The following is a 24910-nucleotide window of genomic DNA, read 5'->3' on the forward strand; positions in this document are numbered from 1 at the left end:
ACCGCTGGTTACCGCCCGGTAGCCGTGCACGCGGCCTGCGTCACAGTGCCGGCCGGGGTGGGTGAGAATGGCGGGATGAGCGATCTCGAGCACCTGGACGTCCTCGTCGTCGGCGCCGGGATCTCGGGCGTCGGCGCGGCCTACCGGCTCGCGACGTCGTCCCCCGGGACCTCCCCGGCGCGCACCTGGGCGGTGCTCGAGGCGCGCGACTCGATCGGGGGCACGTGGGACCTCTTCCGCTACCCCGGGGTGCGCTCCGACTCGGACATGATGACGCTCGGCTTCCCCTTCGAGCCGTGGACCGACCCCGACGCCATCGCCGACGGCGACAAGATCCTCGACTACCTGCGGGCGACGGCCGACCGGCACGGCATCACCGAGCGGGTGCGCCTCGGCCACCGGGTCGTCGCCGCGGAGTGGTCGAGCGCCGACGCGCGCTGGCTCGTCACCGTCGAGCACGCGGGCGGGCGCGACCAGCTGACCTGCGGGTTCCTCTACCTCTGCAGCGGCTACTACGACTACGACCGGCCCCACGACCCCCGGCTGCCGGGCCTCGAGGACTTCGGGGGTCGCGTGGTGCACCCCCAGTTCTGGCCGGACGACCTCGACGTGGCCGGGCGCCGCGTCGTCGTCGTCGGGTCGGGCGCCACGGCCGTGACGCTCGTGCCGGCGCTCGCCGCGCGCGGGGCCGACGTCACGATGCTCCAGCGCACCCCGACGTGGATCGCCTCGCTGCCCCGCCGTGACCGCGTGCGGAACGCGCTGCAGCGGGTGCTCCCGCCGCGGGCGGCCGGCTCGGCGGCCCGCTGGAAGAACGTCCTCGGCACGCTCGGCGTCTACGAGCTGAGCCGCCGGCGGCCGGCCCTGCTCAGGTCGCTCCTCTCCCGCAGCGCCACGCGTGCGCTCGGGTCGAGCGAGCTCGTCGCCGACCACTTCACGCCGACCTACGACCCGTGGGACCAGCGCCTCTGCGTGGTCCCGGACGGCGACCTCTTCGAGGCCGTGCGGGACGGCCGGGCGCACGTCGTGACCGACACGATCGAGACCTTCACCGAGGGCGGCGTCCGGCTGGGGTCGGGGCGGGAGCTCGCCGTCGACGTCGTCGTGACGGCCACCGGCCTGCGCATCCGCATCGCGGGTGGCATCGCGATCACCGTCGACGGGGAGACCTGTCGCACCGGCGACCTCACGGTCTACCGCGGCACGATGTTCGCCGGGGTGCCCAACCTCGCCATGTGCATCGGCTACGTCAACGCGTCGTGGACCCTCCGGGCCGACCTCGCGAGCCGTTACCTGTGCCGGCTGCTCGACCACATGGACCGGCACGGGTGGCGGGTCGCCGTGCCCCGCGCGCCGGGCGGCATGGCGGGGCAGCCGCTGCTCCCGCTGCGCTCCGGCTACGTGCAGCGCGCGGCCGACGAGCTGCCGCGGCAGGGTGACGGCGCGCCCTGGCTGATGCGCCAGAACTACCTGCTCGACCGCCGCGACATGCTCCACGGCGACGTCACTGACGGGATGTCCTTCGCGCGCTGACCCTCCATCGACACGCGCGGGCGCCGGGGCGGTCTGATCGGGTATGACCCCATCCTGACGACGACGGGGGAACGATGGCACAGCAGGGATCGCTGGAGGCTGACGTGGCGCTGCTCGTCGCCCGGATCGCCCGGCACGAGCAGGCGGCCCTCGCCGAGCTCTACGACCTGCTCGCGGCCCGGGTGCTCGGGCTCGTCCGCCGCGTCGTGCGCGACCTCGACGAGGCCGAGCAGGTGTGCGGCGACGTCTTCGTCGAGGTGTGGCGCACGGCCGACCGCGTCTGCACGTCGCGCGGCGCGGTGGCCTGGGTGCTCGGCGTCGCGCACCGCCGCGCCGTGGCACACGTGCGACCCACCCTGCACCCCCTGACGTCGGGGCAGGCCCGCGACGAGCCGGCCGGCCACCCCGGCCACCCCGGCCAGCCCGGCCACGACCGCGTGCTCGAGCTCGCGTACTACGGCGGGCACCCCGTCCGCGACGTGGCCCGCGCCCTCGGCATCCCGGTCGCCGAGGCGTATGCCCGGCTGCGCACGGCACTCGCCGGCCTCGCAGGTCCCGCCGGGGCCGCGGCGAGCTGACCCGACACGCCCCTCGGCGCGCGCGGGGCACGAAGTGGGTATGGGCACCACATGAGCGAATCGAACACACCTTCGAACGACGACGTCATCGGCGCCACCGGCGCGGCCGCGGCCGGGGGGGGCGACTCCACCATCAAGGACCCGGAGGACTGGGTCACCGGCGACGAGGCCATGACGGGGGCGCAGCGCAGCTACCTCGAGACCCTGGCCCGCGAGGCCGGCGAGACCCTCCCCGCCGACCTCACCAAGGCCGAGGCCTCCGAGCACATCGACCGGCTGCAGTCGGCGACGGGCCGCGGGGTCACCGACGGGCGCACCGAGGGCACCGGCAGCGAGCTCTGACCGGCGTCGGCCATCTCGCCACGCGGGGTGGCCGGTCGGGCGGACACTGGGACGGTCGGGGGTGCGCCGCACGAGAGGAGCACGCCATGTCCCGGGTCCAGCAGGGGCGCTTCACGGCCGACGTCGCGAGCCTCGGGGACGAGATCGTCGTCTTCGTCATCGGGATGCGGATCAACCGGCCGCTCAAGGTCGCCGCGTGGTGGCCGGTCTTCACGGCGATGCCGCGGATGCTGCGCCACCTCAGCGACCACCCGGACAAGGGCCTGCTCGGTTACCAGCAGTCGCTCGCCCCGCTCTTCCTCGTGCAGTACTGGCGCTCCTTCGAGGACCTCGAGCGCTTCGCCCGCGACCGCGACGACCCGCACCTCGAGGCGTGGCGTCGCTTCAACGCCAGGGTGAACCGGTCGGGCGACGTCGGCATCTGGCACGAGACGTACCGGGTGCGCACGGACGCCGTCGAGACGATCTACGGCAACATGCCGGTCCACGGGCTGGCCGCGGCCGGCTCCGTGCCGGTGCGCCGCGGCGGTGACTCGGCCGCCGCCCGGATCGGCGCGGCGGCCACCGACGAGCCGGTGCTGCCGCCCTACTGACCGACCGTGACGCGCTCGGACAGGGCGCCCTCCCGGGCGAGCTCGCGCAGCCGGGCCACGGCGCGGTCGCGCACGTCCCACGGGCTGATCGTGTTGACGTAGATCTTCGTGCCGCCCTCGAAGCCGGCGAGGGTGGAGATGCGCCACTTGAGCACCGCGCGCAGGGGCATCGGCACGTCGACCCCCGGGGGGGCGGTGGTGCCACTCCTCGTTGGACGGCACGTGCACGCCGGTCGCGGCGTGGCAGGCGTGCACGAGGTCCGAGAAGTCGCGCCGCTGCTCGTCCGTCAGGTCCCACGGGCAGTCGCCGGGACCGGTCACGTGCACGACGAGGGCCGGGTAGCGGTGGCCGACCCCGGCGAACGCGACCGCGTGCTCGGTGCGGGCGACGACGAGCCCCTGCTCGGCGGCATACCGGGCGCCCCACCGCGCGAAGACGTCCGGCTCGTCGCGCACCAAGGCGATCTCGTCCTCCTTCTGGGTGCCCAGCTCGTCGATGGCGACGACCTGCTTGTGGAGGTGGTCGAACGACGCGCCGGCCGGTGCCAGCCAGTTCTGGAAGACCGACACGTAGCGCGCGCAGTCGTTGTCGCGGTAGAGGTCGCGCATCGCGCGGATCGTGAGGTCCGTGTACTTCCAGTGCTCCTCGGGGGTCAGCGTGCCCGAGCCGGCGAGCTGGCTGTCGTCGGTCGCGCCGTCGACGTGGTGGCGCCGGGCGACGACCACCTGGTGGTTGCCCGCGAAGAGGCCGACGGCCTCGCGCTCGAGGTCGTCCTGCGCGAGCGGCTCGGCGTCGGCCCCCTCGGCGCCCCTCGCGCGCATCCGGATGCGCGCGAGGGCCGTGACGTGCGCCCGCCCACCCGTGCTCGCGAGGTATGCCGTCCGGCGCGCGCGGGAGGCCGCGGTCGGCTCCCAGCCGTGGGCCAGGTGCCAGTAGTCGTAGCTGAGGATCTCGAAGAGGTTCGGGATGAGCCGGAACTCCGCCACGGTCTCGTCGAGGTCGTCGGCGAGCACACCGCGCACCTCGCGCCACCCCGCGTCGTCCCGCACGAGCCGGGCGATCTCGGGCGTCGTCTCGCGCTTGCGCGCCGCGCAGAACGCGCAGTACGAGTCGTGGTCGGCGGGGTCGATGGGCAGGGGGTGGTGGATCGGCTGGCCGAGCGGTCGCGCCGCCCGGCCCGGCAGCGTCCACACCTTCGTCCCGGTGATGGGGTTGACCTGCTTGACGGTGCCGTCCGGCAGGCGGGTCAGCGGCTCGATCACGGCTCGATCACCCGGCCAGCCTAGGGCGCCCGGACGCGCCACGCAGGGACGTGCGGTCCTGGGCTAGCGTCGTGCAGGTGGCCGACGACGACGCACGAGACCAGCGCACGACCTGGGCCTACCGGGACGCCTCCCTGCCGGTGGAGGACCGGCTCGACGACCTGATCGGCCGGATGACTCTGCCCGAGAAGGTCGGTCAGATGCTGCAGCTCGATGCTCGGGGTGACCTGGGCGACATCGTCAGCACGAAGCTGGCGGGGTCGATCCTGCACACGTCGCCGGAACGGATGGTGGAGGCGATCGCGCTCGCCGAGCGGACGCGGCTCGGCATCCCGCTCCTCACCGCCGACGACTGCATCCACGGCCACTCGTTCTGGCCCGGCGCCACGATCTTCCCGACGCAGCTCGCGATGGCGGCCACCTGGGACCCCGAGCTCGTCGAGCGCGCCGCCCGCGCGACCGCCGACGAGGTGTCGGCGACCGGCATCCACTGGACCTTCTCGCCCGTGCTCTGCATCACCCGCGACCTGCGCTGGGGCCGTGTCGGGGAGACGTTCGGCGAGGACCCGCACCTCATCGGCGAGCTCGGGGCGGCCATGGTGCGCGGCTACCAGGGCGACGGGCTCACCGACCCCACAGCGGTGCTCGCGTGCGCCAAGCACTTCGCCGGCTACTCCGAGACGCAGGGCGGCCGTGACGCGAGCGAGGCGGACCTCAGCCGCCGCAAGCTCACGTCGTGGTTCCTGCCGCCGTTCGAGCGCGCCGTCCAGGAGGGCTGCCGCACCTTCATGCTCGGCTACCAGGCCATCGACGGGGTGCCCGTCACGGCCAACGCCTGGCTCCTCGACGAGGTGCTCAAGGGCGAGTGGGGTTTCACCGGCACCCTCGTCACCGACTGGGACAACGTCGGCCGGATGGTCTGGGAGCAGAAGGTCTGCGCCGACGACGTCGAGGCGGCCACGGTCGCCGTGCGGGCCGGCAACGACCTCGTCATGACGACCCCCGCGTTCTTCCACGCTGCGCAGGAGGCCGTGGCGCGGGGCCTGCTCGACGAGGCACACGTCGACGCGGCCGTGCGGCGGGTGCTGCGCATCAAGCTAGAGCTGGGGCTCTTCGAGAACCCCCGCCCGCCGGACGCCGCGCGGCAGGGGCTCGTCATCGGCTCGGCGGATCATGCGGCGCTCAACCTCGACGTCGCCCGACGCTCGCTCGTGCTCCTGACGAACGACGGAACGCTGCCGTATGCCGCCGACGACGCGGGTGCGACGGCGCGCACGGTCGCCGTGCTCGGGCCGAACGCCGACGACCCGCAGGCCAACCTCGGCGACTGGGCCGGCGCGTCGGGCCAGGTGGACTGGATGCCGGACGGGCACCCCCGTGACACCGTCGAGACGGTGCTCGACGGCTTCCGGGCCGTCGTGCCGCCGGGGTGGACGGTGACGCACGCGCGGGGAGCCGAGATCGAGACGCTCGTGCCAGATCCCGACGGGCCCCTCTTCCCTGACGGCCAGCCGCGCCCTCCCGTCTCCGCCGCCGCGCCCGTCGACCCCGACCAGCTCGCCGAGGCCGTGGCCACCGCGCGCGACGCCGACCTCGCCGTCGTCGTGCTCGGCGACACGATGGCCCTGACGGGAGAAGGGTGCTCGACCGCCACGCTCGAGCTGCAGGGCGGGCAGGTCGCGCTCCTCGACGCGGTCGTCGCGACCGGAACCCCCGTCGTCGTGGTGCTCCTGCACGCCAAGCCGTGCGTCGTGCCGCCGAGCGCCCTGCGCGCGGCAGCCGTCATCGAGGCGGTGAGCCCGGGCATGCGGGGCGGCCGGGCGCTCGCCGAGCTGGTGCTCGGGCACGTCGAGCCCGCCGGCCGGCTGGCCGTCTCGATCCCGAGGCACGTCGGCCAGCAGCCGACCTACTACAACCAGGTCAGGGGCCAGCACGGGCACCGCTACGCCGACCTGACGCAGGAGCCGCAGTTCGTCTTCGGCGAGGGCCTGGGCTACACGACCGTCGAGTGGTCCGAGCCCGGGATCGAGCAGGACGAGCTCGCCCCGACCGACACGCTCGTGGCGGAGGTGACGCTGACGAACACGGGCAGCCGGCCGGCGCACGAGGTCGTGCAGGCCTACGTGACGGACGTCGTCACGAGCGTCACGTGGGCGGCCAAGGAGCTCAAGGCGTTCCGCCGCGTCACCGTGCCGGCCGGGGAGTCGGTACGCGTGCGGCTCGACGTGCCGGCGGCAGCGTGCTCGATCGTCGACGCCGCCGGACGGCGGGTCGTCGAGCCGGGGGAGTTCCGCCTGCTCGTCGGGCGCAGCTCACGCGACACCGACCTGCACGGTGTGACCTTCACCATCACGCCCGGTGGCGTTGTCTGACTAGGGTCGGAGCCATGAGAGCCGCACGCATCACGAGCCTCGACGGCCCGGCATCCGTCCGCGTCGAGGAGGTGCCCGAGCCGACCCTCGAGCCCGGCCACGTCCTGGTCGACGTGCACGAGGCCGGGGTCAGCTTCCCCGACGTCCTCATGAGCCGCGGGCTGTACCAGATGCGCCCCGAGCTGCCGTTCGTGCCGGGGGCCGAGTGCGCCGGCGTCGTGCGTGAGGCCGCGCCGGGCAGCGCCGTCCAGCCGGGTGACCGGGTCGCCGCCTTCCCCGTGCTCGGCGCCTTCGCCGAGACGGTGGTCGTGCCCGAGGCGATGGTCTTCCCGCTGCCCGACGGCATGTCGTTCGCCACGGGTGCGGCGCTGCCGATGAACTACCTCACCGTGCACTTCGCGCTGACCCGTCGCGGGCAGCTCGAGCGGGGTGAGGTCGTGCTCGTGCACGGCGCCGCCGGAGGCATCGGCACCGCCGCGATCCAGCTCGCCCGGGCCATGGACGCCCGCGTCATCGCCGTCGTGTCGTCCGAGGAGAAGGTCGGGACCGCGCGGGCGGCGGGCGCGCACCACGTCGTGCTCGCGGACGGGTTCCTCGCCGCTGCCAAGGAGCTGACGGACGGCCGCGGCGTCGACGTCGTCGTCGACCCCGTCGGCGGCGACCGCTTCACCGACAGCCTCCGTTGCCTCGCGCCCGAGGGCCGCCTGCTCGTCATCGGCTTCACCGCCGGGCAGATCCCCGAGGTCAAGGTCAACCGCCTGCTCCTGAACAACATCAGCGTCGTCGGTGTCGGGTGGGGCGCGTTCTGGATGCCCGACCCGGGCTCCCTGCGCACCCAGTGGCAGGCGCTGCTACCGCTCCTCGAGGCCGGCGTGCTCGACCCGCCCGTCGGCACGCGCCACCGACTCGACGACGTCGCCGCCGCGCTGGGCGAGATCGACGACCGGCGCGCGCAGGGCAAGGTCACCCTGACCGTCCGCGACTAGGTTGGGGCGTATGCCGTCCCGCCCGAACCGCGCCCCGTCCACCTCCCCCCGACGCGTCCTCGTCACCGGCGCCGCCTCCGGCCTCGGCCTGGCGCTCGTGCAGGCCTTCGACGCGCGCGGTGACGACGTGCTCGCGACCGACGTGTCACCCACGCGGCCCGACGTGCTGCCCGAACGGACGGCATACCTCCCCCTCGACGTGCGCAGCGACGAGGCGTGGGCGGCGGCGCTCGAGCACGTGCGCTCCACGTGGGGCGGGCTCGACCTGCTCGTCAACAACGCCGGCGTGGCGGCGGGCGGTCGCATCGACGTCGCGACGATGGACGAGTGGCACTGGATCGTCGACATCAACCTGCTCGGGGTCGTGCGCGGCTGCCGCACCTTCACGCCCCTGCTCAAGGGGCAGGGCCACGGCCACATCGTCAACACCGCCTCGCTCGCCGGTCTCGTCCACGCGCCGGGGATGGCGGCCTACAACACCGTCAAGGCGGGTGTCGTGGCCCTGAGCGAGACCCTGTCGCACGAGCTCGCCCCGCACGGGGTCGACGTGTCCGTGGTCTGCCCGTCGTTCTTCCGCACCAACCTCGGGAACTCGTTCCAGGGCGCCGACGCCGACATGGAGTCGGCGGGCAAGAAGATGGTCAGCGGCTCGAAGCGCTCCGCCGAGGAGGTCGCCGCCGTCGTCGTGCGCGGCATCGACGCGCGTCGCGACGTCGTCCTCACCGATCGCGACGGGCGGATCGCCTGGCGCGCCAAGCGGTTCGCGCGCCCGGTGTACACGGCCGTCATGAAGCGCGCGGCCCGGCGCATCGCTGCGAGTCGCTGACCCGCTCTCCTCGTAAGCGGTTCGTAAGGAGCGCGCCGTCCGCCCGCGTGCCGATCCTCGGGACGATGCGAGGGACGGATCCACCCGAGCCAGGAGCCCCGCATGCGACGCCACCACCACCCCCGCCTGACCTCCACGGTGCTCGTCGCCGCCTGCGTCGGCGCGGGCACCCTCGTCGCGAGCGGGCTGGTCCCTGCCCCCGAGGCCCGGGCCGCCACGACGGCCCAGTACCGCTACCGGGAGCTCCCGGCGCTCGGTGGCGGCGGCTGGAGCGAGCCGGGCGCGATCAACGGCGCCGGCACGGTCGTCGGCACCTCGAACGGGCACGCCTACCGGTGGAAGGGCGGCGTGCTGACCGACCTCGGCGACGGGCTGCCGGGCCCGGGCGGCGAGAGCTCGGCGCGGGCGGTCAACCTCGCGGGAGTGGTCGTCGGCCAGTCGAACGTCGACAACGAGAACCCGCCGCACGCGGTGCGCTGGGCCGGCGGGGTGCTGACCGACCTCGGAACCGGCTACGGGGTGGGCAGCGGCAGCTCGGCCCGCGGCATCAACGCCGACGGGGTGGTCGTCGGGATCCACTACGCGCGCCAGTCCTCGCCCGTGCGCGCAGCGATGTGGCGGGCCGGCAAGGTCATCGACCTCGGCAGCCTCGGCGGCACGACGACGGGCTCCTACGGCACGATCAGCGAGGCCAACGCCGTCAACGACGCGGGCCAGGTCGTCGGCACGGCGTTGCCCCGAAGCGGCTACCCCCTGCGGGGGTTCATCTGGCAGAACGGGGTGATGCGCGACCTCGGGACGCTCGGCGGGACGTCGGAGGCGACGGTCGCCGAGGCCGTCAACAGCACGGGCGTCGTGGCCGGCTTCTCGCAGACCGCGGGCGGTGAGACGCACGGCTTCACGTGGACGGCGGGCCGCCTGCGCGACCTCGGTGTCCTCGGGCCCGCCTTCTTCTACCGCTCCAGCTTCGCCCGCGGCATCAACGACGCCGGCGTCGTCGTCGGCGCCGCGCGGGTGGCCGGCGCCGGCGAGCCCTACGGACACGAGGTGGCGACGGTCTGGCGGGCGGGGGTGCTCACCGACCTCAACCGCATCGTGCCGGTGCCCACCGGGCGACGACTGCGCCTCGCCTTCGACGTCGACAACACGGGGACCATCGTCGCGGTCAGCTGCTCGATCGCCCTCTGCGAGAACGGCGGCGGCGATGACCGCACCGTCGTGCTGCGCCCGGTCGGCTAGGTCACCGTCCCGGCACCCGGCAAGCCCCGACCACCGCCGTCCATCGTCCGAGGACGGGAGCGAGCGACCGGTCAGGGACGAGGCGCGCGCCGCACGTCCACGTCGGCGGGCGCGGACGCCCCGAGGACCGTGCGCAGGCTCTCGGCCACGAGTGCCGCGGCGGCGTCCCCGTCGGTCAGGGCCACGTCGAACTCCGGGTCGTCACCCGCCCGCGCCCAGCCGAGGGCCTCGAGGGCGGACTGCTGGGTGGGTGTGAGGTCGGTGAGTCCCTCGAACTGCGTGTCGCCGATGCACTCGAGTGCGAGCACGCTCTCGAGCCGGCGCACCTGGACGAAGACGTCGGGCACGGGCGCCCCGGACGCCCGTGCGGCTCCGTCGTCCCGGCGCCCACCCCGGAACCGGCGCCGGGCGCGCGGAGCGGGCGACCCGGCATCCGGGCTCGGCGCGGGTGACGGGGCGCGCACGCTGAAGGTCACCCAGTCGTCGGCGGCCAGGTCGGCGAGGTCGGCCCCGAGGCGGGACGTCCACGCCTCCCACGTCTCCTCGAGCGGGTCGGTCACGCGCGTGCCCCCGCCACCGCCGTCTCCATGAGGGCGCGCAGGTGCTCGGGGATGGGGGTGGGCCGGCGCGTCACGGCGTCGATCTCGACGTGCACCCAGTGGCCGAGCGCCTTGATGCCCGGGTCGGGCACGGCGGCGCGCCACGGGTCGACGAAGAGGCCGAGCTCGTAGGTGACGCTGCTGCGCCCGAGCCGGCTCACCCGCACGCCGACGACGAGGGGCGCCGGGAAGGCGACCTCGGCGTAGAAGGCGCACCCGGACTCGGCGACGACACCCTGGGTCGGGTCTGCCGTCGGGTCGACGGTCGCGTGCTCGGCCTGCCAGCCGTTGATGGCGGAGTCGAAGAGCTCGTAGTAGACGGCGTTGTTGAGGTGGCCGTACATGTCGTTGTCGGACCACCGCGTCGTGACGGGACGGTGGACGGGGAAGTCCGCGAGCGTCAGGGTGCGGGGGTCGCGCTCGGGGGTGTCGGCCATGCGCCCATCCTGCCCGAGCGGCTGTGGATGGAGGGCCGCGGTGTCGGCATCCGAACGTAGAGTTCTGCACGTGGGATGGAGCGTGGGTCGGGCGACGTGGGTCGGTGACGTCACCGACCCCGACATCGCCCAGCAGGTCGGCTCGCGCACCTTCGACCGTGGGGAGGCGTATGCCGCCGAGCGCCGGGTGCGCTCGCTCGCCACGCGGCCCGACGGGATGATGGTGCTCGGCACCATCGAGGGCAGCCGCGCCGAGACTTACCAGACGATCATCGAGGCCCGGCCGCACCCGAAGGGTCGCTCGCACCTCTGGAGCGGCCGGTGCAGCTGCCCGGTGGGCCAGGACTGCAAGCACGTCGTCGCCCTCATGCTGACGGCCCGCGACGTCGCGCGCGGGCGCCTGCTCGGGCCCCCGGGCGACGACGCCGAGGGCGTCGACGTCCCGGTCGACGGCGCGGGTGACCCCGGCGGCCCCGGGGCCCTGCCGGGCTCCGCGCACTGGTCCGAGGTGTTCGGACGACTGCGCGAGCGGCCGACCGAGGCCGACCCGGCGGTGGAGCGTCCGCAGCCGCGCGGCGACCTCATGCCGGCGGGCCTCTTCGTCGACACCGTCTACCGAGACCAGCGGGGGCGGCGCGGCGTGCCCGAGCTCAGCTACGGCCTGCGCCCCACCCGGTGGACCCGGGCCGGCACGTGGCACCGCACCCTGTCGTGGCACGACGCCCTGCCGCAGTGGCGGCCGGGCATCCGGTTCCTGCCCGAGCACGAGCGGATCATGGGGCGGCTGCACGACGTCGCCCGCCGCGGGTCCGGCGGCACGACCTACTTCTCGGCCACCCCGCCGCTCTCGCTCGACTCGAGCGCGGAGGTGTGGCCGCTGCTGCGCGAGGCCGTCGAGGCCGGCATCGAGCTGCTGCCCGGCGAGGGGGTGACCGGCCCGGTCTCCGTCGCCGACGAGGCCGCCTCCCTCGTGCTGCACGTGCGGCGGGCGGCGGGCGGCAGCGGTGACCTCGACCTCGACGTCGAGCTCGACGGGCTGCCCGAGGACGCCACCGGCGAGCTGCTCCACCTCGGCGACCCCGTGCACGCCGTGGCGGTCGAGGGCGACGACGGGTCGCTGACCCTCGTGCCCCTCGAGCAGGAGCTCGACCTCGGGCCCGAGGGGCTCACGGCGGCGCTCGCCGGCCTGCGGGTGCCGGCCGACGAGCGCGGCACCTTCCTGCGCTCGGTCGTGCCCGGCCTGCGCCGGCGCATCCGGGTGCGCTCCGAGGTGCCGCTGCCGGCCCCCGAGCTCTCGGAGCAGTCGCGGCCCGAGGAGGTGACGGTCCACGTCCACGTCGTCAGCGACGTGCCGGGCGAGCTGCGCCTCGACCTCGGGCACGCCTACGACGGGCGGCCCCGCCCGTTCACCACGGCGCGCTTCGGCACGGTCGGCGGCCGCGACCGCGACGCCGAGGCGGCGGCCGTGCAGGCCGCCACGTCGCTGCGCGCCGTGCCCGGCGCCCTGCGCTCCGACGTCGCGGGCCACGCCTACCTCGTGCCCCGCGTCGTGCTGACGGGGCTCGAGGCGGCCCGGTTCGTGTCGGGCGCCCTGCCCCTCCTCGAGGCCGACGAGCACGTCACGGTCGAGCTCGACGGCGCGGTGCCGGCCTACGAGGAGGTCACGGCGGCGCCCGTCGTGCGGCTCGGCACCGGCGAGTCCGGCGTCGGTGCCGACGACGCCGACGACGCCGACGGCGCGGGTGGCGCGCGGGCGCGGTCCGGCGCGGACGACCCCGGCGACTGGTTCGACCTGCACGTCTCCGTCGAGGTGGACGGCGAGGAGGTGCCGTTCGAGCCGCTCTTCGGCGCACTCGCCCGCGGCGACGAGATCATGCTGCTCGACTCGGGCTCGTACTTCCGCCTCGACCGTCCCGAGCTGCACCGGCTCCGCGACCTCATCGAGGAGGCCCGCGAGATCGCCGACCCCGAGACCGGGGCCCTGCGCCTCAGCGCGCACCACACCGACCTCTGGGACGAGCTCGTCGCGCTCGGCGTCGTCGACGCGCAGAGCGCCCGGTGGGCCGCGAGCGTCGAGGCGCTCGGGTCGCTCGAGTCCGGTCCGCTGGCGCCGGTGCCGGAGGGACTGCGGGCGACCCTGCGGCCCTACCAGCTCGACGGCTACCACTGGCTCGCACGGCTCTGGGACGCCGGCCTCGGCGGCATCCTCGCCGACGACATGGGCCTCGGCAAGACGCTCCAGGTCATCGCCGCCCTCGTGCGCGCCCACGACCGCGGCGAGCTCGGCGCCGGGTCGCGGCAGGCGCGGGGTCCGGTGCTCGTCGTCGCCCCGACGAGCGTCGTCGGCACGTGGCTCGGCGAGCTCGAGACGTTCGCGCCGCAGCTGCGCGCCGTGGCGGTCACGGCCACCGAGCGCAAGCGCGGCCGCCCGCTCGCCGACGTCGTGGCCGACGCCGAGGTCGTCATCACCTCGTATGCCGTGCTCCGCCTCGACGACGCCGCCTTCCAGGCCGTCCGCTGGGCGGGGGTGGTGCTCGACGAGGCGCAGTTCGTCAAGAACCGCCAGGCCAAGACCCACATCGCCGTGCGCAGGCTCGCCGCGCCCTTCACCCTCGCGGTGACCGGCACGCCCCTCGAGAACTCGCTCATGGACCTCTGGTCGCTGCTCTCGCTGACGGCGCCCGGCCTCTACCCCCGGCTTGACGTCTTCACGAAGAGCTACCGCAAGCCCATCGAGTCGGGGGAGCGGCCCGAGCTGCTCGACCTGCTGCGCCGCCGCATCCGGCCGATCATGCTCCGGCGCACCAAGGAGCAGGTGGCGATCGACCTGCCGCCCAAGCAGATCCAGGTGCTGGGCCTCGACCCGCACCCGGTGCACCGGCACATCTACGACCAGCACCTGCAACGCGAGCGGCAGCGGGTGCTCGGCCTGCTCGACGACCCCGAGGCCAACCGCGTCGCCATCCTCGCGGCGCTGACCCGGCTGCGGCAGCTCGCACTCGACCCGGCGCTCGTCGACGACGCGCACGTCGGCAAGGCCACCTCGGCCAAGGTCGACTTCCTCGTCGAGCAGCTGCGCGAGCTCGCGGCCGAGGGCCACCGGGCGCTCGTCTTCAGCCAGTTCACCGGCTACCTGCGCATCGTCGACGCGGCGCTGCGCCGCGCGGGGCTCGAGACGGCGTACCTCGACGGCTCGACGACCGATCGGCAGTCGGTGGTGCGCGGCTTCCGCGAGGGCGAGGCGGTGGCGTTCCTCATCAGCCTCAAGGCGGGCGGCTTCGGGCTCACCCTCACCGAGGCCGACTACGTCTACGTCCTCGACCCCTGGTGGAACCCGGCCGCCGAGGCGCAGGCCATCGACCGCGCGCACCGCATCGGGCAGTCGCGCCCCGTCACCGTCTACCGCCTCGTCTCCGCCGGCACCATCGAGGAGAAGGTCGTCGCCCTGCAGGAGCGCAAGCGCGACCTCTTCCAGCGGGTCGTCGACGAGGGCGGTGCGCTCTCGGGCGCCATCAGCGCCGACGACGTGCGCGACCTGCTCGGCCTGGTGTGATCGGCCTGGCTGGGCTCTGCCCCGGGGGCGCGGTGGTGGGGTCGTCGGCTTAAGCGGTGCTTCAGCGCTCCCCGGCACGGTGGTCCTGTCCACCCCACCGGCGCCCGCCGCCAGAACCGCAGGAGCACGACATGACCACACCTCGTCGGCACCCCGTCCGCCAGCAGCTCGCCCGGCTCCTCGCCGCGGTGGCCCTCGTCGTCGCGGCCGTCCTGGCGACCGTCACCCCGGCCTCGGCGGCGATCTACGACGGCAGAGGCACCTTCGGGGCCTACGTCGCGCCGCAGATCGACTGTCGGCACAAGATCTGGGTCGCCACCGGCGTGCTCCAGATGACGATCCCGGCGCCGACGGTGTACGCCCACAACTACCGCGCCGGGGCCGGGAACGACGGTGCCTACATCCGCTATGCCGCCTACGTCGTCGACGCGTGGACGGGGGGCGTCCTCTACCGCACCGGCTGGAGCGGCTGGTCCTACGCCTACGACAACCGCGCGGCGGCGTTCTCCGGGGCAGCGACGTACAGCCCCGACTGGCGGGGCAACTACGTCGTCGACTACCGCATCGAGTGGTGGGCGCCGGGTGGCACCGCACCCCTCGGCTGGGTCGCGCACCGCGCCGACCGCTATCCCTACGCCGACGTCTACACCATCGCGCGGGGTGTGTTCTCCTCCTGCTACAAGGTCTACTGACAGATCGGCGAGGGGGCACCGGTCGGGCCGTCCGTCACGGGACGGCCCGACCGGTCGTTCGCGTCGGCGGGACCGCCACCCCGTCGACCCCGGCCTGGCCGAGCAGTCGTGCGACGACGTCGTCGGGGGCGCCGGCGCCGACGGCTTGCAGGGTGGTGAGCCGCTCCGCGCCGAGTCGCTGTGCGACGACCGCGAGCGAGGTGCGCAGGAACGCCCCGGCCGTGCTCGCCGGCACCGCTCCCTCGTCGGCGAAGACCGCGTCGGCGCTGCCCCAGAGCCGCGCGGCCTCGGCGTCGTCGCCCTCCTGCGCGGCGACGACGGCCAGCGCCGTGAGGATGGCCCCGACGATGAACCGGTCGGGGTAGCGGTCCTGCGCCATGCGCAGGGCCTCGAGGAGGCACCCGCGGGCCTCCCGCGCCCGCTCGACCCCCGCGAGGGCGAGGCCGCGCATCATCAGCACGTGCGCCACGACGGGTCCGACGTCGAGGTCGCGGGTCAGGGCGAACGCCTCGTCGGTCAGGCGCACGGCCTCGGCGCCGCGTCCGAGGTCGAGCAGGTTCTCGGCAGCGCTCGAGAGCAGGTTCACGAGGTCGAACCGGTCGCCGGCGCGCCGGGCGTCGGTGATGCCGGCGAGCGAGGCCTCGAGCGCGAACTCGGCGTTGCCGGTGTAGCTCGCCACGTGGGCCGCGAGGTCGCGCGCGAGGCTGACGAGTGCCGGCTCACCGCTGCGCCGAGCGAGCTCGGCGGCCTCGGACGCCCAGCGCTCGGCCGCCGTGAGGTCGCCGAGGTGGGCCGTCATGGCCGCCAGGCAGCAGGCCCCGTTGACGACGAGGCGGTCGACGGGCAGGTGCGCCGCGGCGGCGCGCGCCAGGGCGTCCTCGAGCAGGCCGACGGCGTCGGCGTCGTTGACGTAGCTGCCGTAGGTGCCGGCGAGCAGGTCGAGGCGGATGCGGTCGGCGACCTCGTGGTCGAGGCCGCGCACCGCGTCGAGCCAACGCCGACCCTCGACGAGCCGGCCGGTGAGCAGCCAGTAGCGGCCGAGGCCGAGCGTCATGGCGTGCGCGCGCCGGCGGTCGTCCGCGGCGATCGCGTGGCCGAGCGCCGCGAGCACCGCGTCGTGGTCGTGGGAGAGCCGACGGATGCCGTCCGGTGCCGTCGGGCCGTGCAGCAGCGGCGCGGTGGCGACGACGAGGGCCTCGACGTGGTCGCCGACGCTCGCCTCGACCGCGTCGTCGACGGCCGGGTCGCGCCGGGCCGACACGTGGTCGCGCACCGGCGTCCTCAGGCGGACGCGGCCGGCGCCGTCGACCTCGGCCAGCCCGACGTCGACGAGGTCCTCCAGGGCGTCGAGGAAGTCCGGGCCCCCGTTCGGAGGAGCGGCGACGGCGACGTGGACCTGCTCCACGAGCTCGGTGGACGCCCAGCCGCCGAGGCGGGCCAGGACGCGGAGCAGGAGCGTCGCCCCGACCGACAGCAGCTCGATCGAGGCGTCGAGCACGACGGCGAGCCCGGCCTGGCGTGCCGGCAGGTCGGCGCGTCGCGCGTCACCGAGGCCGCCGACAGGCGCTCGGCGGAGGCGTTCCCCCAACTGCTCGACCGTGAGGGCACGGGTGCGGCTCGCCGCGAGCTCGAGGGCGAGCGGGATGCCGTCGAGGAGCGTGCACAGCGCCTCGGTGCGCTCCAGCGGGGCGCGGCCCGCCCCCGCCCGCACGCGCTCGGCGTGCGCGAGGAAGAGTGTGGCGGCGGGCGACGGCCCGCCCTCGCCGTCGGTCGCCGTCGGCAGCGGCTCGAGCCGCACGACGTGCTCGCCTGCCACCCGCAACGGGCGGCGGCTCGTCACGAGCAGCGTGAGGCCGGTCCCGCGGAGCAGGTCGCTCACGCCACGCCCGACGTCGGCGACCTGCTCCGCGTTGTCGAGCACGACGAGCGTGCCGTCAGCCGCCCCCGACAGCGTCGCCACGGGGTCGTCGGTGGGCTCGAGGTCCAGCGCCCGGCAGACCCGGTCGACGGCGGTCGTCCAGGAGAGCTCGGCCGAGAGGTCGCAGAAGTGGACGGCAGGGCGCGACGACCCGAGCCGGCGCGCGACGGCCGTGGCGACCGTCGTCTTGCCGAGGCCACCGAACCCGGTCAGGGTGACGACCCGCGCGGCCGAGAGCAGGGCCGACACGTGCTCGACCTCACCGTCGCGCCCGACGAACGGATCCGGGAGCATCGGCAGCACTGCGCCACCCGGCAACCCGTCGGCGTCGTCGGCATCCACGTGATCGGCCGGGGTGACGACTCCCGACCCGTCTGCGCCGGTCGCCGCGGGCGGTCGGAGGGTCTGCGCGAGGATGGCCGCCTCGACGGCCAGCGCCGGGGGTGAGGGGTCGACACCGAGCTCCTCGGCCAGGACCCGCCGCAGCCGTCGGCACGTGGCGAGCGCGGCCGCCTGCCGGCCCGCGTGGTACTGCGCCGACGCGAGCAGCGTCCACGCGTGCTCGTCGAGCGGGCGCTCGCCGACGAGCGCCTCGGCCACGGCCGCCGCGTCGGCCGGCCGACGCAGCCGGAGCAGCGCGTCGACGAGCTCGACCTGCGCCGTCGCGCGGGCCTCCTCGACGAGGCGGCGCGACCGCTCACCGACGGGCAGGTCCTCCAGACCGCCGAACGGCGTGCCGTCCCACGATCGCAGGGCGTCGTCGAGCAGGGCAGCCGCGCGCTCGGCACTGCTCGACCGCAGGGCGGCCCGTCCCTCCGCGACCTGCTCCGTGAACCGCCCGACGTCGCTGCCGATCCCGGCGCCGACGAGGCGGTAGGTGTCGCCGATCCGCTCGATGCGCGCGTCGTCGGTGCCGAGGGCGGCGCGCAGACCGGAGACGTAGACCTGCACGGCGTTGCGGGCGCTCGCGGGCGGTGCGTCGCCCCAGACGGCGTCGACGAGGGTGGGCACGGCCACGGCGCGGGGCGACTCGAGTGCCAGCAGGGCCAGCACGGCACGCTGCTTCGCCCCGCCCAGGGCGACGGGCCGACCGTCGCGGAGCAGGCGCACGGGGCCGAGCAGCCGCACGTCCAGCACGAGCCGATCATGACGCAGGACGCCGCTGCCCGAGCCGGTTTCGCGGGACCCCGGCTTGACCTCGAGTGGGCTTGACGTCGCAGGATCCACCGAGTGGGTACGTCACCCACAGCCTGCTCCCGACACCCTGTCGACGCCGTCACGGCGCGGCATAGAGTGGTCGGAGCCGAATGGTCTCCAGAAAGGAACGACAAGTGGCTTACACGCTTCCCGAGCTCGACTACGACTACGCCGCCCTCGAGCCGCACATCAGCGCTCGCATCATGGAGCTGCACCACAGCAAGCACCACAAGGCCTACGTCGACGGCGCCAACGCGGCCGTCACGAAGCTCGAAGAGCTGCGCGAGTCCGGCGACTACGCCGCGCTCAACGGGGTGGAGAAGAACCTCGCCTTCCACCTCGGCGGCCACACGAACCACTCCGTCTTCTGGAAGAACATGAGCCCCGACGGCGGCGGCGAGCCCGAGGGCGAGGTCGCCGCGGCGATCACCGAGTACTTCGGCGGCTTCGAGAAGTTCAAGGCGCACTTCAACGCCAACGCCAACGCGATCCAGGGCTCCGGCTGGTCGATCCTCGCGTGGGACACCATCGCCGCGCGGCCGCACATCATGCAGCTGTTCGACCAGCAGGGCAACATCCCCGTCGGCCAGATCCCGCTGCTCCAGCTCGACATGTGGGAGCACGCGTTCTACCTGCAGTACGAGAACGTCAAGGCCGACTACGTCAACGCCTGGTGGAACGTCGTCAACTGGGAGGACGTCTCCGCCCGCCTCGAGCGCGCCAAGGCGACGTCGGGCCTCATCATCCCCGGCTGACCCACAGCGACACGACGCAGGGCGGGCACCGCACGGTGCCCGCCCTTCGCCGTACCCGGGCCCGTCAGGCCGGCGGGGTGGGGCGGGCGAGGCGGTCGACGACGCCGAGGAGCAGCGCCTCGCGCAGCTCCGGGGGGAGGGCGTCGAGCAGCGCGTTGACCGGCGCCATCCGGTCGGGCAGCACGAGGGCGCCGCCGTCGCCCGCGAGTCCTGCGGCGGCGAGCAGGCCGGCGAACGTCGCCTCGTCGAGGGTCGCCGGGTCGATCGAGGCGGCCATCGCGACGAGCTCGGCCGGTGGCGTGGCCGGCCCGACCGCGCGGGCCGCCGCCGTCGCGTCGGCCAGGTCGGTGGCGATGAGGTCGGACGACGCCGCCGTCGCTGCGCTGAAGGTCAGGTGGAGGGTGGCCGGCAGGTCGCGGAAGCGCATCTGCGGCTGGACGAACCACCCACGCCCGAGCATCTCGTCACTGATGGTGAAGACGTCGCACGTGTCGTCGGCGACGAGCGAGAGCAGCGTCGAGTCCGGGGGCGCGGCCACCGCCAGACCGGGTATGCCGTCCACCGCCGCCGCGAGGTCGAGCGTCGCCGTGCGCGCCCGGCGCGCGAGCGTCGCGTAGCCCTCGGCGCCGACGTGGTGGACGACGGCCCAGGCCGCGGCCAGTGGTCCGCCCGACTTCGTCGACTGCGCCGTCGTGTTGAGCATCGTGTAGCCGGGCCACTCCGCGGAGGCGAAGAGGTGGGCCCGACGGAGGTCGGCGGACGCGTGGAGCAGCACCGACACGCCCTTGGGGGTGTAGGCGTACTTGTGCAGGTCGAGCGACACGCTCGTCACACCGGGGACGGCGAAGGTCCACGGCGGCTGGTCGGGCTCGGAGCCCCGCAGGTGCGGCAGCACCCAGCCCCCGATGCACGCGTCGACGTGGCACCGGGCCCCGGCGGCAGCGGCCGCCGCGGCGATCGGCGCGACCGGGTCGATGACGCCGTGGGCGTAGGACGGCGCCGACGCGACGACGAGGACGGTGCGGTCGTCGACGGCGGCGGCCATCGCCTCGGCGTCGGCGCGCTTCGTCACCGGGTCGACGTCGACGAGGACGGGCTCGACGCGGAGCCAGTGCGCGGCCTTGTGGAAGGCGGCGTGGGCCGTCGTCGGCAGCACCATCCGGGGCGCGGCGACGTCGGGCCGCGCGTCACGGGCGGCGAGGACGGCGAGCAGGATCGACTCGGTGCCGCCCGACGTGACGACGCCCGTGAAGCCCGTCGGCGCGTCGACGAGCCGCCCGGCGAGGCCGACGACGTCGTTCTCCATCTGCAGCAGCGACGGGAACGCCGTCGGGTCGAGGCCGTTCGTCGACGCGAACGCCGCGAGGGCCTCGCGGCCGATCGCGTCCGCCGAGGCCAGGCCCGAGTCGTAGACGTAGGCGAGGGTGCGACCCCCGTGCGTCGGGAGGTCGCGGGCGCGCATCGCCGTCAGCGCTTCCCGGATCTCGTCGTGATCCATCGTCACAGGCGTCCCTCTCCGTCCGGTCGATGTATCTGGCGGTCACCCGTGCTCGTGGAATACATCGAACCGGGGGAGGGGAGGGAGGGGAGGGCGCGGAGGGCGAGGACGGAAAGGGCGACGAGCGTCGCCGGGACCAGCGAGAAGCCGAGCGCGATCGCGGTGAGGGCGGAGTCCGACTGCGGCACGGTCGATCCCGTCGAGGACACGTAGCCGCCGAGAGCCAGCACGACGGCATACGCAGCGGGTCCGAGGGCGAGGCCGAGCGTCTCACCCGCGGTCCACACGCCGGTGTAGAGCCCGACCCGCGTGCGCGCCTCGGTGGTGCGGCTCGTGACGTCGGCGAGCATCGCGAGCGGGAACATCTGCGCGCCCGCGTAGCCGATGCCGACGACCGCGACGACGGCGTAGACGACGCCTTCCGGCAGGGCGCGGAGCAGGACGAGGACGAGGGCGCCACCACCGAGCAGGACCGAGGCGAGCAGGTAGCCGGCGCGCTTGCCACGGGCGGTGCCGAACCGCTGCCAGAGCGGGGTCACGACGAGGGCCGGCGCGACGAAGCAGGCGAAGAGCAGGGTGGCCGACAGCGACGTGCCGATGACCCAGCGGGCCACGTAGTCGACCCCGGCGAGCATCGCCCCGGTCGCGAGGGCCTGGAGCACGAAGGTGGTCAGCAGGAGCCGGAACGGCCGGTCGGAGCGGATGACCCGCAGCTGGTCGCCGAACGTGGCGCTCGTCACGGCCCCCGTGCGCACCGGCGCCGAGGCCGTGGCGCGCCACGCACCCCACGCGCCGAGCGCGATGAGCGCCGCCACGAAGAGGCTGACGGCGCGGTAGCCCCAGTCGGGCCCCAGCGCGTCGCGGATCGCGGGCGAGGCACCGCCGCTGACGAGGATGGCGAGCGCGAGGACGGCGACCCGCCACGTCATGAGGCGGGTGCGCTCGTCGTAGTCGTCGGTGATCTCGGCCGGCATGGCGACGTAGGGCACCTGGAAGAAGCTGTAGGCCGTCGCGCAGGCGAGGTAGGCCACGGCCACCCAGCCGGCCGCGAGCCACTGCGGCGCCGTCGGCCCGAGGAAGAGCAGGGCGAAGGCCGCGGCGAGCAGCAGGCCGGCGCGGATCAGGAAGGGGCGGCGGCGTCCGTCCGGGTGGGTGGAGCGGTCGCTGATCCGGCCGGCGACCGGGTTGAGCACGACGTCCCACGCCTTGGGCGCGAAGACGATGACGCCGGCGGCCGCGGCCGGCACGCCGAGCCGGTCGGTGAGGTAGGGCAGCAGGAGCAGGCCCGGCACCGTGCCGAACGACCCGGTCGCGACCGACCCGAGGCCGTAGCCGCGGCGCACGACGGCGGGCAGGGCGGTGCTCGGTGCGGGCGGCGTCGCCGGGGTCATGGACGCACCCTAGTGAGCCCGTCGGCGCGAGGGAGGACTTGAGGAGGAGCCGGTCAGCGGTCGCGGGCAGCGGGCGCGGACGCGGTGACGGTGAACGACGCCGGGGCCGTGAACCCCTGCTCGGCGAACGCCTCGGCGATGGCGGCCGCCACGGCATCCGCGTCGTCGGCGCGGACGATGGCGATGCACGACCCGCCGAAACCGCCGCCCGTCATCCGCGCACCGAGCGCGCCGTGCCGGCGGGCCGTTCCGGTCGCGACGTCGAGCTCCTCGCAGGACACCTCGTAGTCGTCGCGCAGCGACGCGTGCGAGGCGTCGAACAGCCGGCCGACCTCGTCGAGGTCGCCCGAGCCCAGGGCCTCGACGGTCTGCGTCACCCGCTCGATCTCGGTCACGACGTGGCGCACCCTCCGGCGCACCTCGTCGTCGTCGAGGCGCGCGAGCGCGTCGTCGAGGCCGCTCGGGTCGATCTCGCGGAGGGTGTCGACGCCGAGCGCCCGGGCCGCCTGCTCGCAGGCGTCGCGCCGTGCGGCGTACTGCCCGTCGACGAGGGCGTGCTCGGCGCGGGTGTCGGTGACGAGCAGCACGCACCCGGCGCCGTCGAGGTCGAAGGGCACCTGGCGCGTGTCGCCGGAGCGGCAGTCGAGGAGCAGCGCCGCCGCCTCGCCGCAGAGCAGGGCGGCCGACTGGTCCATGCCGCCCGTCGGGGCGCCGGCGATGTCGTTCTCTGCCTCGACGCAGCGTGCGGCGAGCCGGGCGCGACCCTCGGTGCTCTCGAGCAGCCCGAGCCCGAAGAGGTCGCTCGCCGCCGCGGCCACCGAGCACTCGAGCGCCGCCGAGCTGGACAGGCCGGCACCGAGCGGCACGGTGGAGTCGACGAGCACGTCGAGCCCGCCGACGGCGAGGCCGTCCCGGCGCAGCGCCCAGAGGACGCCGGCGACGTAGGAGGCCCAGCCGCCCGGCGTGTCGGCGGAGATGTCGTCGAGCGCCACCTCCACGACGCCGTCCTGCTGCGCCGACGAGACGCGCAGGAGGTCGTCGTCGCGGCGCGACACCGCGGCGAACGTCCTGTGGGGCAGGGCGATCGGCAGGCACAGGCCGCCGTTGTAGTCGGTGTGCTCACCGATGAGGTTGACCCGGCCCGGCGCCGACCACACGCCCGTCGGGGCGGAGCCGTAGGCGCTCTCGAAGGCCGCGGTGACCGAGCGGACGACGTCGTCCGAGGAGCGCTCGCTCACGGTGCGACCTCCCGCAGGCGCGCCGCGGCCCGCTCCGGCGCGACGTCGTTGACCCAGCCACCGACGCCCGACTCCGACCCGGCGAGGAACTTGAGGCGTCCCGGGCCCCGCAGCACCGACATGAGCTGCAGGTGCAGGCGCGAGACGTCACGCCCCGTGCGCGCCGGGGCCTGCTGCCAGGCCGCGATGTAGGGCAGCGTGACGGGGGAGCCGTCGTCGGCCACGTAGTAGCGGTCGAGCCGGCCCAGCAGGTCGCGGTAGACGACGGCGAGCTCGTCGCGCTCGTCGTCGTCGAGCGCGACGAGGTCGGGCACGTCGCGGTGCGGCGAGAGGTGCACCTCGACGGGCCAGCGCGCCGCGAAGGGCACGTATGCCGTCCAGTGCGTCCCGGAGACCACGACCCTCGAGCCGTCGGCCTGCTCGGCGGCGAGGATGTCGGCGCCGAGCAGCCGGCCGGTGCGCGCGTGGTGCCGGCGCGCCGCCTCGAGCAGCGCCTTGGTGCGGTCGGGCAGGTAGGGGTAGGCGTAGATCTGGCCGTGCGGGTGCGGCAGCGTCACGCCGATCTCGCGCCCGCGGTTCTCGAAGCAGAAGACGTGCTCGACCTCGGGGAGCGCGCCGAGGGCCTCGGTGCGCTGGGCCCACGTGTCGACGACGGTGCGCACGCGGTCGACGGAGAGGTCCTTGAAGGAGGACTCGTGCTCGCTCGTGAAGCAGACGACCTCGCACCGCCCGACGGCCGGGCGGGTGCCGAAGATGCCGTCGGGGTCGGGCGCGTCGGCACCGACGGACGTGACGGCATACGACGGGAAGCGGTTCTCGAAGACGACGACCTGGTAGTCGCGCTCGGGGATCTCGGAGGGGACCGAGCCGTGGCCGGCCGGGCAGAGCGGGCACTCGTCCTTGGGGGGCATGAAGGTGCGGTGCTGGCGGTGCGCGGCCACGGCCACCCAGTCGTCGACGAGGGCGTCGTGGCGCAGCTCGCCCGACTCCACCCGCGGCTCGACGGGGCGGGGGTCCTCCGCGGTGCGCGGCGGCGTGCCCGGCTCGTCGACGTAGATGATCTCGCGGCCGTCGGCGAGCCGCCGCGAGGTGAACCGGGCGGCGGTGCGGCTGGTGGTGGACATCATGCCTCCACGATCTCGAGGGAGCCGACGCTCTCGCGGGCGGCCGCGCGGGCGCGCTCGGGGAGGGCGTCGTCGGTGACGAACAGGTCGACGTCGGCGAGGTCGGCGAAGGTGCTGAGGCCCACGGTGCCCCACTTCGAGGAGTCGGCGAGCAGGCACACGTGCCGGGCCGCCGACACGAGCGCGCGGTTGGTCTCGGCCTCGACGAGGTTGGGCGTCGTCAGGCCGGTGCGGCCGTCGACGCCGTGCGCGCCGAGGAAGAGGAGGTCGACGTGGAGGCTGCGCAGCGCCGACACCGCCACCGGGCCGACGAGGGCGTCGGACGGCGTGCGCACGCCGCCGGTCAGCACGACGGTCTGGCCGGGCGACCCGGACTCGTGGAGCAGCTGGGCGACCGGAACCGAGTTGGTGACGACCGTGAGCGAGGGCACGTCCTTGACGGCGCGGGCCAGCTCGTAGGTGGTCGTGCCGGCGGAGATGCCGATGGCGCTGCCGGCCTCGACCCGCGCGGCCGCGGCGCGGGCGATCGCCTGCTTCTGGGCGAGCTGGAGCAGCGACTTCGCCGAGAAGCCGGGCTCGTCGCTGCTGCGGGTGCCGCCGAGGGCGAGCGCGCCGCCGTGCACGCGCTCGACGAGGCCGTCGGTCGAGAGACGCTCGATGTCGCGGCGGATCGTCATGTCCGAGACGCCGAGTCGCTCCACGAGGTCGGACACCTTGACGGCGCCGGACTCCTCGACGAGGTCGAGGATCACCGAGCGCCTCTGGCTCGCCAGCAC

Annotated in this window: 20 protein-coding genes and 1 pseudogene; 11 read left to right on the forward strand and 10 right to left on the reverse strand. The window is 74.7% G+C overall.

Translation table 11 applies throughout. The annotated features are described in order from the left end of the window. Positions 1-75 precede the first annotated feature (75 nt). The 4 genes from ABD979_RS03350 to ABD979_RS03365 all read left to right on the forward strand — a co-directional run bounded on the left by ABD979_RS03350 (position 76) and on the right by ABD979_RS03365 (position 3046). Positions 76-1533: a flavin-containing monooxygenase gene (locus tag ABD979_RS03350; protein WP_345506023.1), complete on the forward strand. Its 1458-nt coding sequence runs from the start codon at positions 76-78 to the stop codon at positions 1531-1533. A 74-nt stretch (positions 1534-1607) separates the two neighbouring features. Continuing rightward, entirely contained in the window at positions 1608-2111 is a 504-nt protein-coding gene (locus tag ABD979_RS03355; RefSeq protein ID WP_345506024.1) for a sigma factor, read from the forward strand. Between the two features lie 51 nt (positions 2112-2162). Further along, positions 2163-2453: a DUF3072 domain-containing protein gene (locus ABD979_RS03360; RefSeq protein ID WP_345506025.1), complete on the forward strand. Its 291-nt coding sequence runs from the start codon at positions 2163-2165 to the stop codon at positions 2451-2453. An 86-nt stretch (positions 2454-2539) separates the two neighbouring features. After that, positions 2540-3046 (forward strand): DUF4188 domain-containing protein, encoded by a 507-nt coding sequence (locus tag ABD979_RS03365; protein ID WP_345506026.1) that lies wholly within the window; start codon positions 2540-2542, stop codon positions 3044-3046. Here the strand turns inward: ABD979_RS03365 and ABD979_RS03370 are convergent. Together ABD979_RS03370 and ABD979_RS03375 are read right to left on the reverse strand one after the other, a co-directional pair. Next, entirely contained in the window at positions 3040-3216 is a 177-nt protein-coding gene (locus ABD979_RS03370) for a DUF4921 family protein (RefSeq protein ID WP_345506337.1), read from the reverse strand. The genes ABD979_RS03365 and ABD979_RS03370 overlap by 7 nt on opposite strands. 73 nt (positions 3217-3289) lie before the next feature. After that, positions 3290-4351 (reverse strand): annotated as a pseudogene (locus ABD979_RS03375) (DUF4921 family protein); the annotation flags it as partial. A gap of 35 nt (positions 4352-4386) precedes the next feature. Between ABD979_RS03375 and ABD979_RS03380 the strand changes: the two are divergent. The 4 genes from ABD979_RS03380 to ABD979_RS03395 all read left to right on the forward strand — a co-directional run bounded on the left by ABD979_RS03380 (position 4387) and on the right by ABD979_RS03395 (position 9732). Further along, entirely contained in the window at positions 4387-6681 is a 2295-nt protein-coding gene (locus tag ABD979_RS03380) for an exo-beta-d-1,3/1,6-glucosidase (RefSeq protein ID WP_345506027.1), read from the forward strand. A 14-nt stretch (positions 6682-6695) separates the two neighbouring features. Then, positions 6696-7667 carry an NADPH:quinone oxidoreductase family protein gene (locus ABD979_RS03385; RefSeq protein WP_345506028.1) on the forward strand — a complete coding sequence of 324 codons (972 nt, stop codon included), beginning with the start codon at positions 6696-6698 and terminating at the stop codon, positions 7665-7667. Positions 7668-7677: 10 nt separating this feature from the next. Next, positions 7678-8493, forward strand: coding sequence for an SDR family NAD(P)-dependent oxidoreductase (locus ABD979_RS03390; protein ID WP_345506029.1), 816 nt, complete (start codon positions 7678-7680; stop codon positions 8491-8493). A gap of 102 nt (positions 8494-8595) precedes the next feature. Continuing rightward, on the forward strand, positions 8596-9732 hold the full coding sequence (locus ABD979_RS03395) for a hypothetical protein (RefSeq protein WP_345506030.1): 1137 nt from the start codon (positions 8596-8598) through the stop codon (positions 9730-9732). Positions 9733-9803: 71 nt separating this feature from the next. Here the strand turns inward: ABD979_RS03395 and ABD979_RS03400 are convergent, their stop codons facing one another. Both ABD979_RS03400 and ABD979_RS03405 read right to left on the reverse strand, forming a co-directional pair. Then, a complete protein-coding gene (locus ABD979_RS03400) occupies positions 9804-10292 on the reverse strand; it encodes a TY-Chap domain-containing protein (RefSeq protein WP_345506031.1) in 489 nt (162 codons plus the stop codon). Further along, positions 10289-10768 (reverse strand): acyl-CoA thioesterase, encoded by a 480-nt coding sequence (locus ABD979_RS03405; protein ID WP_345506032.1) that lies wholly within the window; start codon positions 10766-10768, stop codon positions 10289-10291. The genes ABD979_RS03400 and ABD979_RS03405 overlap by 4 nt, the downstream gene beginning before the upstream one ends. Before the next feature lie 70 nt (positions 10769-10838). On the opposite strand from ABD979_RS03405, the gene ABD979_RS03410 reads away from it, so the two are divergent. After that, positions 10839-14321, forward strand: a complete 3483-nt coding sequence (locus ABD979_RS03410) for a DEAD/DEAH box helicase (protein WP_345506033.1) — start codon at positions 10839-10841, stop codon at positions 14319-14321. 131 nt (positions 14322-14452) lie between these two features. Next, complete coding sequence (locus ABD979_RS03415) at positions 14453-15013, forward strand: hypothetical protein (protein WP_345506034.1); 561 nt, start codon at positions 14453-14455, stop codon at positions 15011-15013. Between the two features lie 34 nt (positions 15014-15047). On the opposite strand, the gene ABD979_RS03420 is transcribed toward ABD979_RS03415, so the two are convergent. Further along, on the reverse strand, positions 15048-18068 hold the full coding sequence (locus ABD979_RS03420; RefSeq protein WP_345506035.1) for an AfsR/SARP family transcriptional regulator: 3021 nt from the start codon (positions 18066-18068) through the stop codon (positions 15048-15050). A 170-nt stretch (positions 18069-18238) separates the two neighbouring features. On the opposite strand from ABD979_RS03420, the gene ABD979_RS03425 reads away from it, so the two are divergent. After that, positions 18239-18883, forward strand: a complete 645-nt coding sequence (locus ABD979_RS03425) for a superoxide dismutase (RefSeq protein ID WP_345506036.1) — start codon at positions 18239-18241, stop codon at positions 18881-18883. A 64-nt stretch (positions 18884-18947) separates the two neighbouring features. Here ABD979_RS03425 and ABD979_RS03430 read toward each other — a convergent pair whose 3' ends face one another. From ABD979_RS03430 to ABD979_RS03450, 5 genes are read right to left on the reverse strand one after another with little or no spacing between them, the layout of a single operon-like run. Beyond that, positions 18948-20381, reverse strand: a complete 1434-nt coding sequence (locus ABD979_RS03430; RefSeq protein ID WP_345506037.1) for a pyridoxal phosphate-dependent decarboxylase family protein — start codon at positions 20379-20381, stop codon at positions 18948-18950. 2 nt (positions 20382-20383) lie between these two features. Then, positions 20384-21772, reverse strand: coding sequence for an MFS transporter (locus ABD979_RS03435; protein ID WP_345506038.1), 1389 nt, complete (start codon positions 21770-21772; stop codon positions 20384-20386). A 53-nt stretch (positions 21773-21825) separates the two neighbouring features. After that, on the reverse strand, positions 21826-23010 hold the full coding sequence (gene galK, locus ABD979_RS03440) for a galactokinase (protein WP_345506039.1): 1185 nt from the start codon (positions 23008-23010) through the stop codon (positions 21826-21828). Then, complete coding sequence (gene galT, locus ABD979_RS03445; protein WP_345506338.1) at positions 23007-24134, reverse strand: galactose-1-phosphate uridylyltransferase; 1128 nt, start codon at positions 24132-24134, stop codon at positions 23007-23009. Before galT ends, galK begins: the two co-directional genes overlap by 4 nt. Then, positions 24134-24910 carry a DeoR/GlpR family DNA-binding transcription regulator gene (locus ABD979_RS03450; protein ID WP_345506040.1) on the reverse strand — a complete coding sequence of 259 codons (777 nt, stop codon included), beginning with the start codon at positions 24908-24910 and terminating at the stop codon, positions 24134-24136. The genes galT and ABD979_RS03450 overlap by 1 nt, the downstream gene beginning before the upstream one ends.

The organism is Terrabacter aeriphilus, assembly GCF_039542985.1.
Lineage (GTDB): Bacteria > Actinomycetota > Actinomycetes > Actinomycetales > Dermatophilaceae > Terrabacter > Terrabacter aeriphilus.

Bases quoted from the DNA above. Each gene is read 5' to 3' on its own strand.
- ABD979_RS03360 (WP_345506025.1), top strand. From the start codon at position 2,163: ATGAGCGAATCGAACACACCTTCGAACGACGACGTCATCGGCGCCACC.
- ABD979_RS03435 (WP_345506038.1), bottom strand. From the start codon at position 21,772: ATGACCCCGGCGACGCCGCCCGCACCGAGCACCGCCCTGCCCGCCGTC.
- ABD979_RS03385 (WP_345506028.1), top strand. From the start codon at position 6,696: ATGAGAGCCGCACGCATCACGAGCCTCGACGGCCCGGCATCCGTCCGC.
- ABD979_RS03430 (WP_345506037.1), bottom strand. From the start codon at position 20,381: ATGGATCACGACGAGATCCGGGAAGCGCTGACGGCGATGCGCGCCCGC.
- ABD979_RS03370 (WP_345506337.1), bottom strand. From the start codon at position 3,216: ATGCCCCTGCGCGCGGTGCTCAAGTGGCGCATCTCCACCCTCGCCGGC.
- ABD979_RS03395 (WP_345506030.1), top strand. From the start codon at position 8,596: ATGCGACGCCACCACCACCCCCGCCTGACCTCCACGGTGCTCGTCGCC.
- galT (WP_345506338.1), bottom strand. From the start codon at position 24,134: ATGTCCACCACCAGCCGCACCGCCGCCCGGTTCACCTCGCGGCGGCTC.
- ABD979_RS03350 (WP_345506023.1), top strand. From the start codon at position 76: ATGAGCGATCTCGAGCACCTGGACGTCCTCGTCGTCGGCGCCGGGATC.
- ABD979_RS03355 (WP_345506024.1), top strand. From the start codon at position 1,608: ATGGCACAGCAGGGATCGCTGGAGGCTGACGTGGCGCTGCTCGTCGCC.
- ABD979_RS03365 (WP_345506026.1), top strand. From the start codon at position 2,540: ATGTCCCGGGTCCAGCAGGGGCGCTTCACGGCCGACGTCGCGAGCCTC.
- ABD979_RS03425 (WP_345506036.1), top strand. From the start codon at position 18,239: ATGGTCTCCAGAAAGGAACGACAAGTGGCTTACACGCTTCCCGAGCTC.
- ABD979_RS03415 (WP_345506034.1), top strand. From the start codon at position 14,453: ATGACCACACCTCGTCGGCACCCCGTCCGCCAGCAGCTCGCCCGGCTC.
- ABD979_RS03405 (WP_345506032.1), bottom strand. From the start codon at position 10,768: ATGGCCGACACCCCCGAGCGCGACCCCCGCACCCTGACGCTCGCGGAC.
- ABD979_RS03390 (WP_345506029.1), top strand. From the start codon at position 7,678: ATGCCGTCCCGCCCGAACCGCGCCCCGTCCACCTCCCCCCGACGCGTC.